The sequence below is a fragment of the Streptomyces sp. CA189 genome, assembly GCF_056428985.1.
Genome location: NZ_JBWJVM010000027.1, coordinates 31,186 through 44,813, shown reverse-complemented (window position 1 = coordinate 44,813; position 13,628 = coordinate 31,186). Strand labels below are relative to the sequence as shown.

The 13,628-nt window shown below is 73.0% G+C and carries 16 protein-coding genes; 6 read left to right on the top strand and 10 right to left on the bottom strand.

Annotated elements, in window-relative coordinates; all coding sequences use genetic code 11:
• Nucleotides 1-94: 94 nt before the first annotated feature.
• The 3 genes from AC061S_RS21030 (at nucleotide 95) to AC061S_RS21020 (ending at nucleotide 2,022) form a co-directional block, all read left to right on the top strand.
• The gene (locus tag AC061S_RS21030; RefSeq protein WP_112453882.1) at nucleotides 95-328 is read left to right on the top strand and encodes a hypothetical protein; all 234 of its coding nucleotides are present in this window, start codon (nucleotides 95-97) and stop codon (nucleotides 326-328) included.
• Between the two features lie 130 nt (nucleotides 329-458).
• Nucleotides 459-1,256 carry an SURF1 family cytochrome oxidase biogenesis protein gene (locus AC061S_RS21025; protein ID WP_478687489.1) on the top strand — a complete coding sequence of 266 codons (798 nt, stop codon included), beginning with the start codon at nucleotides 459-461 and terminating at the stop codon, nucleotides 1,254-1,256.
• 10 nt (nucleotides 1,257-1,266) lie between these two features.
• Nucleotides 1,267-2,022 (top strand): SDR family oxidoreductase, encoded by a 756-nt coding sequence (locus AC061S_RS21020; RefSeq protein WP_478687488.1) that lies wholly within the window; start codon nucleotides 1,267-1,269, stop codon nucleotides 2,020-2,022.
• A 9-nt stretch (nucleotides 2,023-2,031) separates the two neighbouring features.
• Here AC061S_RS21020 and AC061S_RS21015 read toward each other — a convergent pair whose 3' ends face one another.
• From AC061S_RS21015 to AC061S_RS20980, 8 genes are all read right to left on the bottom strand, one after another.
• On the bottom strand, nucleotides 2,032-2,580 hold the full coding sequence (locus AC061S_RS21015; RefSeq protein ID WP_478687487.1) for an alkaline shock response membrane anchor protein AmaP: 549 nt from the start codon (nucleotides 2,578-2,580) through the stop codon (nucleotides 2,032-2,034).
• Entirely contained in the window at nucleotides 2,577-3,107 is a 531-nt protein-coding gene (locus AC061S_RS21010) for a DUF6286 domain-containing protein (RefSeq protein WP_478687486.1), read from the bottom strand. Before AC061S_RS21010 ends, AC061S_RS21015 begins: the two co-directional genes overlap by 4 nt.
• Nucleotides 3,104-3,466: an Asp23/Gls24 family envelope stress response protein gene (locus AC061S_RS21005; RefSeq protein WP_478687485.1), complete on the bottom strand. Its 363-nt coding sequence runs from the start codon at nucleotides 3,464-3,466 to the stop codon at nucleotides 3,104-3,106. The genes AC061S_RS21010 and AC061S_RS21005 overlap by 4 nt, the downstream gene beginning before the upstream one ends.
• Nucleotides 3,463-3,690 (bottom strand): hypothetical protein, encoded by a 228-nt coding sequence (locus AC061S_RS21000; protein WP_478687484.1) that lies wholly within the window; start codon nucleotides 3,688-3,690, stop codon nucleotides 3,463-3,465. The genes AC061S_RS21005 and AC061S_RS21000 overlap by 4 nt, the downstream gene beginning before the upstream one ends.
• A gap of 10 nt (nucleotides 3,691-3,700) precedes the next feature.
• Nucleotides 3,701-4,135: an Asp23/Gls24 family envelope stress response protein gene (locus AC061S_RS20995; RefSeq protein WP_478687483.1), complete on the bottom strand. Its 435-nt coding sequence runs from the start codon at nucleotides 4,133-4,135 to the stop codon at nucleotides 3,701-3,703.
• Nucleotides 4,136-4,368: 233 nt separating this feature from the next.
• Complete coding sequence (locus tag AC061S_RS20990) at nucleotides 4,369-5,148, bottom strand: enoyl-CoA hydratase/isomerase family protein (protein WP_478687482.1); 780 nt, start codon at nucleotides 5,146-5,148, stop codon at nucleotides 4,369-4,371.
• Between the two features lie 170 nt (nucleotides 5,149-5,318).
• Nucleotides 5,319-5,540, bottom strand: coding sequence for a helix-turn-helix domain-containing protein (locus tag AC061S_RS20985; RefSeq protein WP_204357858.1), 222 nt, complete (start codon nucleotides 5,538-5,540; stop codon nucleotides 5,319-5,321).
• 354 nt (nucleotides 5,541-5,894) lie between these two features.
• Nucleotides 5,895-7,493: an ABC-F family ATP-binding cassette domain-containing protein gene (locus tag AC061S_RS20980; protein ID WP_266909769.1), complete on the bottom strand. Its 1,599-nt coding sequence runs from the start codon at nucleotides 7,491-7,493 to the stop codon at nucleotides 5,895-5,897.
• 287 nt (nucleotides 7,494-7,780) lie between these two features.
• On the opposite strand from AC061S_RS20980, the gene ypfJ reads away from it, so the two are divergent.
• Together ypfJ and AC061S_RS20970 are read left to right on the top strand one after the other, a co-directional pair.
• The gene (ypfJ, locus tag AC061S_RS20975; protein WP_478687481.1) at nucleotides 7,781-8,671 is read left to right on the top strand and encodes a KPN_02809 family neutral zinc metallopeptidase; all 891 of its coding nucleotides are present in this window, start codon (nucleotides 7,781-7,783) and stop codon (nucleotides 8,669-8,671) included.
• Between the two features lie 70 nt (nucleotides 8,672-8,741).
• Entirely contained in the window at nucleotides 8,742-9,137 is a 396-nt protein-coding gene (locus tag AC061S_RS20970) for a VOC family protein (protein WP_478687480.1), read from the top strand.
• Nucleotides 9,138-9,258: 121 nt separating this feature from the next.
• Here the strand turns inward: AC061S_RS20970 and AC061S_RS20965 are convergent, their stop codons facing one another.
• Nucleotides 9,259-10,728: a hypothetical protein gene (locus AC061S_RS20965; protein ID WP_478687479.1), complete on the bottom strand. Its 1,470-nt coding sequence runs from the start codon at nucleotides 10,726-10,728 to the stop codon at nucleotides 9,259-9,261.
• A 153-nt stretch (nucleotides 10,729-10,881) separates the two neighbouring features.
• Nucleotides 10,882-12,024 carry an alpha/beta hydrolase family protein gene (locus AC061S_RS20960; protein WP_478687478.1) on the bottom strand — a complete coding sequence of 381 codons (1,143 nt, stop codon included), beginning with the start codon at nucleotides 12,022-12,024 and terminating at the stop codon, nucleotides 10,882-10,884.
• Between the two features lie 322 nt (nucleotides 12,025-12,346).
• On the opposite strand from AC061S_RS20960, the gene AC061S_RS20955 reads away from it, so the two are divergent.
• Complete coding sequence (locus tag AC061S_RS20955) at nucleotides 12,347-13,627, top strand: inorganic phosphate transporter (protein WP_478687477.1); 1,281 nt, start codon at nucleotides 12,347-12,349, stop codon at nucleotides 13,625-13,627.
• Nucleotide 13,628 lies beyond the last annotated feature (1 nt).

Below are 13,628 nucleotides of genomic sequence, written 5' to 3'. Positions count from 1 at the left end.
GTCGGGGGCCGCCGTTGGGCCGGCCGGGTGCACGCTCGGCGACTCACCCCGGTGGATCTTGTTCCGGCGGTCCGCCCTGCGCAGCATGCCGCGCATGGCACGTTGCGAAGTCTGCGGGAACGATTACGGCATGTCCTTCGAAGTCCACGCACAGGGTGCTGTGCACGTCTTCGACTGCTTCTCCTGCGCCATTCACCGCATGGCGCCCATCTGCGAGCACTGCCGGGTCCAGATCATCGGGCAGGGCGTCGAGGTCGAGGGACAGTGGTTCTGCGGAGGGCACTGCGCCCGCGCGGAGGGGAAGGTGGGCATCACCGACCGCGTCTGACCCCCGTCCCGTCCTCCCCGGCTCCCTCCCCCTCCCCCTCCCCCTCCCCCTCCCCTCTCTCCCCTCCGCCACGACCCCGGACGGCCACCCGGCCGCCGGGGTCCTCGCCGCTGGGGGTACCGTCGTGGGCGTGTACCGCTTTGTGCTGACCCGGCAGTGGGTGTGCCTCACCCTCATCGGCCTCGCCCTGATCCCCGCGATGATCAAGCTGGGGTTCTGGCAGTTCCACCGCCATGAGCACCGCGTCGCGCAGAACGAGCTGATCGACGCGAACCTGCGGGCGAAGCCGGTCCCCATGACCGAGGTCACCTCCCCCGGCCACGTGGTCCCGCGCGCCGACTACTGGCGTGCCGTGACCGCCACCGGCACGTACGACTCCGCGCACGAGGTCGTCGTCCGCATGCGCACCGACAACGACGACAAGGTCGGCTTCCACGTCCTCACCCCGCTGGTACTGGCCGACGGCCGGGCAGTGCTCGTCAACCGGGGCTGGATCGCGGGCGGCGACGACCCGCGCGCCTACCCGCCGGTGCCGGCCGCGCCCACCGGCGAGGTCACGGTCACCGGGCGGCTGAAGGCCGACGAGACCAGCGGCGGCAGCGGCATCAAGGACCGCAAGGGCCTGCCGGACCGCCAGGTGATGCTGATCAACAGCGCCCGGCAGGCGCAGTACCTGGGCAGGCCCGTCCTCGGCGGCTACCTGGAACTCACCGCGCCGGTACCGGCCGACGACAAGCCCGAGGCGGTCGCCGAGCCCGACCACGACTCGATCGGGGCGCACATGGCGTACGCCGTGCAGTGGTGGCTGTTCGCCTCCGCGGTGCCGGTGGGCTGGATCGTGCTCGTACGGCGCGAGAAGCGCGACCGCGAGGCGGCGGCCGCCGCCGGGACCGCCGGCGCCGAGCGGGAGCCGGTGGCGACCGCGTAGCGTATCGGGCATGGATCTTGGACTGAAGGACCGTGTCTACGTAGTCACCGGCGCCACCAGGGGCCTCGGCTACGCCTCCGCCCGCGAACTGACCGCCGACGGCGCCAAGGTGGTGCTGACCGGCCGGGACGCGGGGCGCGCCGAGGCCGCGGCCAAGACGCTGGGCCCGAACGCGGTCGGCGTGGCCGCCGACAACTCCGACCCCGGGGCCGCCTCCCGGCTCGTCGCCGCGGCCCGGGACCACTTCGGCCGCCTCGACGGCATCCTCATCAGCGTCGGCGGCCCGGCGCCCGGCTCGGCGGCGGACAACACCGACGAGCAGTGGACGGCGGCCTTCGAGTCGGTCTTCCTCGGCGCGGTCCGCCTCGCGCGGGCGGCCGCCGCCGAGCTCTCCGACGGCGGGGTCATCGGCTTCGTCCTGTCGGGCTCGGTGTACGAGCCGATCCCGGGACTCACCATCTCCAACGGCCTGCGCCCCGGCCTGGCCGGCTTCGCGAAGTCCCTGTCCGTGGAGCTGGGTCCACGCGGCATCCGGGTGGTCGGCCTGCTGCCCGGCCGCATCGACACCGACCGGGTCCGCGAGCTCGACACCCTGTCCGGGGACGCGGACCTCGCCCGCTCCGGCAGCGAGTCGCGGATCCCGCTGCGGCGTTACGGCACCCCGGAGGAGTTCGGCCGCTCGGCGGCGTTCCTGCTGTCCCCGGCGGCTTCCTACCTGACCGGCGTCATGCTCCCGGTGGACGGCGGCTCCCGGCACGGCTTCTGACCGCGGTCCCTACGTCACCCGCCGCGCCCGGCGGGGGGTGACGTGGAGGCGGGCCTCCGCCGGGAGCGCCGGGAGCGCCGCCGAGGTGCGGGCCCGGCCCAGCACCGGTCCGGCGAGGGCCGCCAGCACGTCGGCCGGCACCGCGTGCGGCTCCAGCTCCAGGGCGACCCGCAGGGCCGGGGCCCCGCGCCGCCCCCGCAGCATGACCCGGCACCGGGCCACGCCGGCCACCGCCTCCTGGACGTCGGCCGCGACGGCCTCCTCCAGCGCCCGCCCGCGCAGCACCGCGAACCCCCCGTCCCCGGTGTCCACGAGCACCTCCGCGAGCCGGGCCCGGCGCAGTTGGGACAGCAGCCACCACAGCGCCAGCAGGACGCACACCGCGAGCGCGGCGAGCACCGCCCACCAGGGCGCCGGCCAGCCCCGCCCGTGCGGCGCCAGCAGGGGTTCGTGGCGGCCCTCGAAGGGTCCGGACGCGGTCAGCACCGAGGCCCCCGCCGCCAGCAGGACCAGCCCGAGCAGCGCGAGCAGGACCCGGTTCACCGTCCCGAGAGTCACCGGCGGGTCACCCGTACCCTCGGCCGCACCTCGTGGGCCAGGCCCAGCTCGTCGACGCCGACGGCCAGCACCGCGTCCAGATCGGCCCGTACGTCGTCCAGTTCGCGGAAGTGGGACACCGCCCGGACCCCGATGCGGGCCCGGCCCACGCTGACCCGCACCGACCGCACCCCGGACACCTCCATGACCCGGTCGCGCAGCACCTGCGCGGCGGCCTTGCGTTCCAGTCCGCCCCGGAACTCCGGGTGCCCCGAGCTCATCGGGAGGATCCCGCGCAGGCCCGGGGTCAGGGCGTACAGCAGCAGCGCGGCACCGGCCGCGGCCAGGACCGCGCTGCCGATCAGCACCCCGGGGTCGGCCGGGGTGTGCCGCTCCAGCGCGCGGGAGAGCTCGTCGCGCCAGCGCATGCCCGGGCGGTGGGCGCGTACCGCCGCCAGGTCGTACAGGAACAGCCCCGCCACCCCGAGGACGGCGAACGCCCCCACCGCGGCCGGGAACCGCCGGGGCGACCGGAAGCGGGCGCTCACCGCACCCGCCGGTCCCGCCCGGCGGCGGGCCGCGCGGGGCGCAGGTGCTCGATGTCGACGTCCACCTCGGGTACGGCCATCTCGGCGTACTCCTCGACGCGCTGGGCGACCCGGCGGCGTACGGCCGCGCACTGGGCGGCGAGGTCGGAGGGGTAGGGGAGCTCCAGGACCACCCGTACGCGGGCGATGTCGTGGTGCACGGTGACGGTGGCGTGCGGCGGGGCCGCGTCCGGGGCGGGCCGGGTCAGCGCCTCCCGGGCGGCCTGGGCGGCGATCTTCGCCACGACCCGGTCGGCGATCCGGGTGGCTCCCCGCTCGGCGGCGGGCACGCGGGGCGGGGTGGGCCGGGGGGTGCTCATCGGTCCCGGTCCCGGTCGCGGTCCCGGTCGCGACCGTCCCGCTCGCCGGGGCGGCCCCGGGGGCGGAAGAAGTCCCCCGGTTCCAGGTCCCCGTCGAGGAACCGGCCCACGACGAAGCCGATGGCGCCGAGCGCGGCCACCAGCAGGAAGGCCCCGAAGCCGCCGAAGTACCCGGCGAACCCCAGTGCCATGCCGGCCACCAGGCCGACGACCGCCATGCTCATGCGGGCTCCTCTACTGCAGTCGGGACTCCGGCTCCTCGTCGTCCTCGTCCGGCAGCTTGACGTCGCCGACCGCGATGTTGACCTCGACGACCTCGAGGCCGGTCATCCGCTCCACCGCCGAGACGACGTTCTCACGGACGGCCCGGGCGACGTCCCGGATCGACACGCCGTAATCCACGACGATCTCCAGGTCGAGGGCGGTCTGCACCTCGCCGACCTCCGCCTTGACGCCCCGGCTGACGGTGGATTTGGCCCCGCCGGGGACGCGGTCGCGGACGGCGCCGAAGGTACGGGAGAGGCCGCTGCCGCTGCCCATGGCGTGGACGCCGACCACCTCGCGGGCGGCCAGACCGGCGATCTTCTCCACGACCCCGTCGGCGATGGTCGTTCTCCCGCGGTCGGCGGGGGGCTTGGCGGTGCTCCCTGTGGCGGCGGATTCGGTCATCTCTGATCCCTTCGCGCGTGCGGGCTCCCGACCAACGGTATGTCGGCACCCCCGCCGCCGCCCGTCCCGACGCGGCTCCGCCGGGGTGTAGCCGCTGCGCGGGGCGAAGTCCCCTCCCCGCCCTTCGCCCGTTCCCCGAGCTGCGCCCGGACCCCTGGGGCTCCGCCCCAGCCCCCGCGCCTCAAACGCCGGCGGGGCTGGATGTATCCAGCCCCGGCGACGGCGGCGCGCGGCTAGTCCGAGAGCCCTGCCAGGTCGCGGAGGCGGCGGGCCTGGGCGGCGCGCTCGGCGACGCGCTGGTCCTCGTACGGGCGGGTCACCGCACCGCGCAGCAGCGCCTTCGTCTCGATCACCGCATCCCGCGGCGGAGCCAGCAGTGCTGTGGTGAGGTCCTGGACGGCCGCGTCGAGCTCACCCGCCGGCACGACCAGGTTCGCGAGGCCGATCCGCTCCGCCTCCTCGGCGTGGACGAAGCGTCCCGTCGCGCAGATTTCGAGCGCGCGGGCATAGCCGACCGTCGAGGTCAGCGGCTGGGTGCCGCCGAGGTCGGGCACCAGGCCCAGCCCGGTCTCGCGCATGGCGAACTGCACGTCGTCCGCGACGACGCGCAGATCGCACGCGAGGGCAAGCTGGAAACCGGCACCGATCGCGTGCCCCTGAACGGCGGCGACGGAAATGATGTCGTTGCGCCGCCACCAGGTGAACGCCTCCTGGTACTCGGCGATGGTGGAGTCGAGCAGTTCCTCCGAACCGCGCGCCAGGTCAAGGAAGGACGGCTCGCCCTCGAAGCCTTCGGGGGTGAACGCCTGCCGGTCGAGCCCTGCGGAGAAGGACTGCCCTTCGCCGCGCAGCACGACGACCCGGACGGTGCCCGGCAACGACCTACCAGCCTCCGTCAACGCCCGCCAGAGCGCGGGGGATTGAGCGTTTCGTTTGGCCGGATTGGTCAGTGTCACCGTGGCGACCGTGTCGTCGACGGTGAGCCGTACGCCGTCCTTGTCGAGCAGAGCCATCTGTGTGCCTCCGGTGGGTGTGCCGTCGTTCGGCCGCGATCTCGGCCTAAGTGACTGCACAGTAACCACCCGGCCGGCCATGGAGCCGACCGGGGGTCACCGAAGGACGGTGGAACTGGAACCGTGAAGCTGAATACGGAAAACCGTTGGAACCAAGGGGAACCAAATGGTCAGGCCGTAGCCGCCTTCTTGCCGCGCGTCGCGCCACCGCGACCACGCAGCGTGACTCCGGACTCGCTGAGCATCCGATGGACGAATCCGTAGGACCGGCCAGTCGATTCGGCCAGCGCCCGGATACTCGCACCGGAGTCGTACTGCTTCTTCAGGTCTGCCGCGAGCTTGTCACGCGCGGCGCCGGTTACCCGGCTGCCCTTCTTCAGAGTTTCGGCCACCCGTGCCTCCTCTATGGGAAGTGCGCTCTGGACTTCTCATGATCACCCCTCCCCGGCTTCCTGGCCACCCATTCAGCAAGGTCGGTACGGCGGCATTTCTTCAGCCGTGGACGGCCGAGCAGAACGGAATCTCCTCTTCCGCTGCATGACCTCCGTCACATTTCCGTTCCCCTGGCATGAATCACCAGGTCAGGGGCCGGAGTGGAAAAACGGAAGGCCCCGGCCGCATCTCCTGGGAGATGCGGCCGGGGCCTTCGTCGAGCACGGAACGGTATGAGACCGTCTCACTCAGATGATGGATCACGTCTGAGCCGAATGATCCAGAACCAACTGGATCACGGAAGCGGAAGCGACTCAGGCGAGGGCGACGAGGTCCCGGTAGTCCGGGCCCCACAGGTCCTCGACGCCGTCCGGGAGCAGGATGATCCGCTCCGGCTCCAGCGCCTCGACCGCGCCCTCGTCGTGGGTGACGAGGATGACGGCGCCCTTGTACGTGCGCAGGGCTCCCAGGATCTCCTCGCGGCTGGCCGGGTCGAGGTTGTTCGTGGGCTCGTCGAGCAGCAGCACGTTGGCCGAGGAGACGACCAGCGTCGCCAGGGCGAGGCGGGTCTTCTCACCACCGGACAGGACGCCCGCGGGCTTGTCCACGTCGTCGCCGGAGAAGAGGAACGAGCCGAGCGTCTTGCGTACGGAGACCAGGTCCAGGTCCGGCGCCGAGGAGCGCATGTTCTCCAGGACCGAGCGCTCCGGGTCCAGGGTCTCGTGCTCCTGGGCGTAGTAGCCGAGCTTGAGGCCGTGACCGGGGATGACCGTGCCGGTGTCGGGCTTCTCGGTGCCCGACAGCAGGCGCAGCAGCGTGGTCTTGCCGGCGCCGTTGAGGCCGAGGATGACCACGCGGGAGCCCTTGTCGATGGCCAGGTCCACGTCGGTGAAGATCTCCAGCGAGCCGTAGGACTTCGACAGGCCCTCGGCGGTCAGCGGGGTCTTGCCGCAGGGCGCCGGGTCCGGGAAGCGCAGCTTGGCGACCTTGTCGGAGACGCGGACGGCGTCGAGGCCCGCCAGCAGGCGGTCGGCGCGCTTGGCCATGTTCTGGGCGGCGACGGTCTTGGTGGCCTTGGCGCGCATCTTGTCGGCCTGCGAGTTCAGCGCGGCGGCCTTCTTCTCGGCGTTCTGGCGCTCGCGCTTGCGGCGCTTCTCGTCGGCCTCGCGCTGCTGCTGGTAGAGCTTCCAGCCCATGTTGTAGACGTCGATCTGGGAGCGGTTGGCGTCCAGGTAGAAGACCTTGTTGACGACCGTCTCGACCAGGTCCACGTCGTGGGAGATGACGATGAAGCCGCCGCGGTAGGTCTTCAGGTAGTCGCGCAGCCACACGATCGAGTCGGCGTCGAGGTGGTTGGTCGGCTCGTCGAGGAGGAGGGTGTCGGCGTCCGAGAAGAGGATCCGGGCGAGCTCGACGCGGCGGCGCTGGCCACCGGAGAGGGTGTGCAGCGGCTGGCCGAGTACCCGGTCGGGCAGGCCGAGAGCGGCGGAGATGGTCGCGGCCTCGGACTCGGCGGCGTACCCGCCCTTGGTGAGGAACTCCGTCTCCTGGCGCTCGTACTGGCGCATCGCCTTCTCGCGGGTGGCGCCGGAGCCGGAGGAGATGCGCTCCTCGTTCATGCGCATCTTCTTGAGCAGGACGTCCAGTCCGCGGGCGGACAGGATCCGGTCGCTGGCCAGCACGTCGAGGTCGCCGGTGCGCGGGTCCTGCGGGAGGTAGCCGACCTCGCCCGAGCGGGCGATGCTGCCGCCGGCCGGGGTTCCCTCGCCCGCGAGGCACTTGGTGAGGGTGGTCTTGCCTGCTCCGTTGCGGCCCACGAGGCCGATGCGGTCGCCCTTGGCGACACGGAAGGAAGCGTTCTCGATGAGGATGCGGGCGCCGGCGCGCAGCTCGATGCCGGTGGCGGTGATCACGGAAATACTCCAGGGCGGGTCGGGACGGCGGAAGGGGGGCAGGACGCGATGCTTCGACGCCGCTAATCCGCGAGGAGATTTGCCATGGGAGTCATTCTACCGGGGGTGCGCAACTACTTTCGGGCCCGCCCGCCCCTCCCGGGACCTGCTCCGCCCCCGCCCCCGCGTCCCCCGTTCGGCCCAGGGAACACGCCTCCCGGCCGGGGGGCGTATGAGGATGAACGGGTTGATACTCGCCGCAGGGGTGTACTCGTACCCCCCTCGGTAGGAATGGAGGGCGGTGCGGGATGCAGTTCGACGACAACGCCAATCTGGACACTTCCGAGGTCAAGGACGTACGCGGCAGCCGCATCCCGGGCGGGAAGGCCACGGTCGGCGGCGGCATCATCGGTTTCATCGCGCTGATCATGGGTCTGCTGTTCGGGGTGGGCCCGGAGCAGCTCGGCCTGTCCGACGGAAGCCCGGAGCCCGCGTCGACCTCCTCCTCCGCCGCCCAAGTGCAGCAGAGCTGCAAGACCGGGCAGGACGCGAACACCAAGGAGGACTGCCGGCTGGTGGCGGTGATCAACAGCACCCAGGACTTCTGGAAGCAGGAGTTCGCCAAGCGCGGCGCCCAGTACAGCCCGGCGCAGACGGTGTTCTTCACCGGCAAGGTGGGCACCGCCTGCGGGGCGGCCACCTCGGCGGTCGGCCCGTTCTACTGCCCCGGTGACCGGCAGGTCTATCTGGACCTGGGCTTCTTCAACGAGCTCCGCACCAAGTTCGGCGCGAGCGGCGGCCCCTTCGCCCAGGCGTACGTGGTGGCCCACGAGTACGGCCACCACATCCAGAACCTGACCGGCACCCTGCAGAAGGCCCAGGACGGCCGGCAGGGCGCGAACAGCAACGCGGTACGGGTCGAGCTGCAGGCCGACTGCTACGCCGGGGTCTGGGCCCACAACGCGACGAAGACCCCGGACGAGTCCACCGGCAAGCCCCTGATCACCAGCCTCACCGACCAGGACATCAGGGACGGCCTGGACGCGGCGGCCGCGGTCGGCGACGACCGGATCCAGGAGAAGTTCCAGGGCCGGGTGTCCCCGGAGTCCTGGACGCACGGCTCGGCCGAGCAGCGCCAGCAGTGGTTCTACCAGGGCTACCGGACGGGCGACATGGCCCAGTGCAACACCTTCCGCTGACTTCGCGCGGCGCCTGCCATGCTGTGACGTGGCTCACCGTCCACCCGCGGTACGAGAGGGAGTGATCGCCATGGCAGGCGCTCCGTCCATCTGTCCGACCCTGCTGTACACCGACGCCAAGGCCGCCATCCACCTGCTCACGGAGGCCTTCGGCTTCACCCAGGTCGCGGCCTACGAGGGTGAGGACGGCTCGGTGGTGCACGCCGAGCTGTCCTACGGGAACGGCATGGTGATGCTCGGCAGCAAAGGCACCGGCAGCGCCTTCGACAAGGCGATGGAGGCGGCCGGACCGGTCGGGGTCTACGTGCGCGTCGACGACGTGGACGCCCACCACCGCCGGGCCGCCGAGCACGGCGTGGAGATCCTGATGGAGCCGACCGACCAGGACTACGGCTCGCGGGACTACATGGCCCGCGACGCCGAGGGCAACGTGTGGAGCTTCGGGACGTACGCGCCGCAGGTCTGAGCCCGCGGCGCGCACCGACTCCCGTACGGGGCGCTAGGGCCTGTCGTCAAGCTCCCGTCTGCCTCGCGACGCCTGGCACGCGGCCGCCCTTCGGGCGACGACGGGAGTTTGACGACAGGCCCTAGGCGCCGCCGGTGTGCACCTGGAAGGCGGCCCGGCGCACCGCCTTGGCCAGGGCCGGATCGGGATGGGCGGCGGCCAGCGCGACCAGCACCTGCACCGTGCGGGGGTGCCCGACCGCGCGGACCTCGTCCAGCAGCCGCGGAACCGTGGTCCGCACCGCCGAGTCCAGGTGGCGGGCCAGCAGCTCGGCCTCGCCGTGGTCGGCGATGGCGGCCGCCGTGTCCACCCAGAGCCAGGTCTGCTCCTCGGCGGTGAGCACGTCCTGCGCCTCGTCGGGGTCGACCCCGTCGTGCTCGGCGAGCCAGAGCAGGGCGTAGGGGCGCAGCGCGGCTTCCCGGGACGCCTTGCGCACCTCCGGCTCGGCGGGGGCTCCGACCACGCGCAGGGCTTCGAAGGCGAGCCCGCGCAGCAGGGCGTCCTCGCCGCGGGCCGCGTGCAGCAGTTCGGAGACGGCGTGGCCGACGGGCCGGGCGGCCAGCCAGGCCTGGTACTCGGCGCGGGCCGGGCCGGGGGTGAGCCGCGCGCAGCCGTGGAGCATGGCGGCGGCGGACTGCTCGATGTTCCCGGCCGGGCTCTGCGCGGCCACGCAGATCTGCTCCAGCTTGACCCAGACGGCCCAGCTCCCGAGTGGGGTGAGGGCGGCCCGGGCGGGGCCGAGGGTGACGGCGTCCACGGCGGCGAGTCCGCCGAGCGCCCAGCGCAGCAGCCGGGCGAGCGGGACGGGCGGCGCGGCCGCCACGGCCGGCGCCGAGCCGTCGTGCGGCGCCCCGACGGCTTGCGGGGTCCCGACGGCCTGCGTGGTCCCGACGGCCTGAGCCGTCTCGTAGGGGACCTCGCACCGCTCGTCGCGTAGTTCGTCGACGCGCTGCCCGAGCAGGTCCAGCAGATCCGGGACGGTCACGGGACCGGCGGAGAGCTGGAGCAGGGAGAGCAGCTGGGGCATGGCCTCGACCACCTCGGCGACGGCCGCGGGGGCGATGTCGGCGGGGGCGGGGTGGACCAGCGACCAGGCGTCGAAGAGCGCGACCCAGCCGCGCAGGACGGCGGAGTCGTCACGGTCCCAGGCGCGCAGGCGCCAGCCCGGGCGGGCGTGTCCGCCGTGCATCTCGATCAGGCCGGCGAGCCGGGCGCGGTCCCAGCCGACCCGGATCTGGCCCGGCGTCAGGCTCAGCTGGCCGGCGGCGCGTTCGGCTTCGGCGGCGGGCAGGGCGCCCGCCAGGGCGGGCCCGGCGCCGCCCGCGGCGCCGAGGTGGAGCTCGGCCCAGCGGGCGAGCCGTACCGCGTCGGTGAGGGAGGCGCGGGCCCTGTTCGCCAGGTCGGCCGTGGCGGGCGTGCCCGCCGGAGGCCGCGGGGCGGTCCGGGTGCGCCGGTCGGTCACCGCCTTGCGGGCCGTGGCCACGGCCCGCGGGGCGACGAGTCGGAGTCTGGAGTCGCGAGCCAACTGCTCATCAGGCTTTCGGGACGTCACGTGAGCAGTCTCGCCCGTCACTGGCCGAAAGCCCAAACGGAACCAGCCATTGCCACAAGGCCCCGCAGGGACAGAACGGGACAACCCTCCCGCCCCGCCCCTTCCGTCCCGCAGTCTTCGGACAACTCGTCCGACGGCCCGTCACGCGATCCGTCACATGAAAGGGGTCAGGAAGCGGCGCAGCGCCTCTTCGTACGCGGCCGGACCGGCGTTCCACATCGCCCCGTGCGCGGCGTCGGAAACGGAGTGCAGCGTGACGAGGTCGGGGCGGGCCGCGGCGAGCCGGCGGGAGGGCTCCCAGGGGGCGAGCGTGTCGTCGGGGCCGTGGAAGATCAGTACGGGCACCTTCAGCGCGGCCGGATCCGACCCCGGAGCCCGCCGGTCGGCGCGCAGGCCCGCACGGCCCTCGGCGGCCTTGACCGCGAACGGGAGCAGCGGGGCCGGGGTGCGGCGCGCGGCGGCGAGGGCGCGCAGGGTGGCGTGCCAGTCCAGTACGGGCGAGTCGAGGACCAGCCCCGAGATCCGGTCGGCCAGGGCCGAGCGCTCGACGGCGTGCAGGGCCATGGTGGCGCCCGTGGACCAGCCGTGCAGGACCACGCGGCGGGCGCCGTAGCGCAGGGCGTAGCGGATGGCGGCGTCGAGATCGCGCCATTCGGACTCGCCGAGGTGGCCGAGGCCGTCCGGCGACTCGGGGGCGCCGAGGTCGCCCCGGTACCCGAGGTCCAGCACGGGCAGCTTGTTGCGGTGGAGGAAGGGCATGACCACCATCGGGTGCTCCCGGGTGGCGCCGAGCCCGTGGACGGTGATCACCCAGGTGTCGCGGGCCGCGGGGACGAACCAGGCGGGCAGCGCGCCCAGCTCCCCGGGGACGTTCACGTCGGCGTGGTCCAGCCCGAGGGCGGTGCCCGGGTCGCCCAGGTGGACCTGGGGGGTGAGGGTGACGCGGGTTCCGGGGTCGAGGCTGCCGTGGGTGACGGCGAGGAGCCGGCGCACCACGGTGTCGGGGCCGTGCGGGGCGTCGGGGAGGACGGGCCCGACCACGGCGTGCACCCCGGGCGCGGTGAGCCCGTAGGTGCCGGGGCGCAGGGAGGCGAGCGAGCGGGTCAGCTCGACCCGGCCGGCCGCGGTGGAGTGGACGCTGAGCCGGGGGCTGCCGGGGAGCGGACGGCCGGGCTCGGTCCGCAGGGCCCCGTCGGCGGCGTACCGGCCGGCGAGCGCGGCGGCGGTGACGGCGGCCGCGCCGGCGCCGAGCAGGGTCGTGGTGACGGCCGCTGCCGTCGCTGTAGCGGTACGCACCGCTCCAGTGTCGAGGCGGACGGGGCGGCGGGCCACCGGAGGAGAATGTTCCGGTCGGCGGCCCGGAGGGGTGGCGCGGAGGGTGATCTAGGTCTCTTCGGGGCCCCCGGCCTGCGGGAGGCCCTACCGGAAGTCCCGCCCCGAAGGGTGCGGCCATCCCCGCCGTGACGTGCATTAATCGATATATCAACCCCCTTCCCGGGACGAAGGTCCCGATCGGGTGCCGTGCCGATACACCGTACGAACCCTGCCAGTTCACCTTCCGTTCATCCAGGTTGCCTACGGTCCACGAACCACTGACGTCAAACAGAAGCCTGGGTAAATGGAGCACATAACGCTTCTCCTCGGGATCGTGATCATCACCGCTCTCGTGTTCGATTTCACGAACGGTTTTCACGACACGGCCAACGCGATGGCCACCACCATCTCGACCGGCGCCCTCAAGCCCAAGACCGCGGTGGCCATGTCCGCCGTGCTCAACCTCGTCGGCGCTTTCATGTCCGTGGAGGTCGCCAAGACGATCTCCAAGGGACTGGTCAACGAGGAAGGCATCCAGCCGGAGGTCATCTTCGCCGCCCTGGTCGGCGCGATCCTCTGGAACCTCGTCACCTGGCTGGTCGGACTGCCCTCCAGCTCCTCGCACGCCCTGATGGGCGGCCTGATCGGTGCGGCCGTGGCCTCCGCCGGCATGGGCGCGGTCAACGGCAGCGTCGTCGTCACCAAGGTGCTCATCCCCGCGATCGCCGCGCCCCTGGTCGCCGGCATGGCCGCGTACCTGGCCACGAAGGTCACGTACAAGGTCGGCAACGGCATGGGCGAGAAGACCTCGGCCAAGGGCTACCGCGCCGGCCAGATCGCCTCGGCCGGTCTCGTCTCCCTCGCGCACGGCACCAACGACGCGCAGAAGACGATGGGCATCATCACCCTGGCACTCGTCGCCGGCGGCGCCCTCGCGCCCGGCTCGAACCCGCCGGTGTGGGTCATCGTCTCCGCCGGCCTGGCCATCGCGATGGGCACCTACCTGGGCGGCTGGCGCATCATCCGCACCATGGGCAAGGGCCTGACCGACCTGCAGCCGCAGCAGGGCTTCGCCGCCCAGACCTCGGCCGCCAGCGTCATCCTGGCCTCCTCCTCCCTCGGCTTCTCCCTCTCCACCACCCACGCGTGCTCCGGCGCCGTCATGGGTTCGGGTCTGGGACGCAAGGGCGGCGTGGTCCGCTGGTCCACCGCCACCCGCATGTTCATCGCCTGGGGCCTGACCCTCCCGGCCGCGGCCCTGGTCGCCGCCGGTGCCGAGCTGGTCATGCGCACCGGGGACATCGGCATCGCCGGCGTCACGGTCTTCCTGGTCGGCTCCTGCGTCGCCATCTGGCTGATCTCCCGCCGCCAGGTCGTCGACCACACCAACGTCAACGAGGTCGCGCCGGCCGCCGACGAGGAGCCGGGTGTCGTCACCACGGCCATCGCGGCCGTCAGCGTCCCGCAGCCCGACCTCGCGGCAGTCGCCGCCGTCGGCAGCACCGCCGCGGTGACGGACGAGGAGCTCAAGGCCACCATCCCGGCCGCGACGGCGACCCCCGCGGCCCCGGCCGCCGCGGTTTGAC

Bases quoted from the DNA above. Each gene is read 5' to 3' on its own strand.
- AC061S_RS20995 (WP_478687483.1), bottom strand. From the start codon at position 4,135: ATGACCGAATCCGCCGCCACAGGGAGCACCGCCAAGCCCCCCGCCGAC.
- AC061S_RS21000 (WP_478687484.1), bottom strand. From the start codon at position 3,690: ATGAGCATGGCGGTCGTCGGCCTGGTGGCCGGCATGGCACTGGGGTTC.
- AC061S_RS20990 (WP_478687482.1), bottom strand. From the start codon at position 5,148: ATGGCTCTGCTCGACAAGGACGGCGTACGGCTCACCGTCGACGACACG.
- AC061S_RS21030 (WP_112453882.1), top strand. From the start codon at position 95: ATGGCACGTTGCGAAGTCTGCGGGAACGATTACGGCATGTCCTTCGAA.
- ypfJ (WP_478687481.1), top strand. From the start codon at position 7,781: ATGCAGTTCGACGACAACGCCAATCTGGACACTTCCGAGGTCAAGGAC.
- AC061S_RS20955 (WP_478687477.1), top strand. From the start codon at position 12,347: ATGGAGCACATAACGCTTCTCCTCGGGATCGTGATCATCACCGCTCTC.
- AC061S_RS21005 (WP_478687485.1), bottom strand. From the start codon at position 3,466: ATGAGCACCCCCCGGCCCACCCCGCCCCGCGTGCCCGCCGCCGAGCGG.
- AC061S_RS21020 (WP_478687488.1), top strand. From the start codon at position 1,267: ATGGATCTTGGACTGAAGGACCGTGTCTACGTAGTCACCGGCGCCACC.
- AC061S_RS20970 (WP_478687480.1), top strand. From the start codon at position 8,742: ATGGCAGGCGCTCCGTCCATCTGTCCGACCCTGCTGTACACCGACGCC.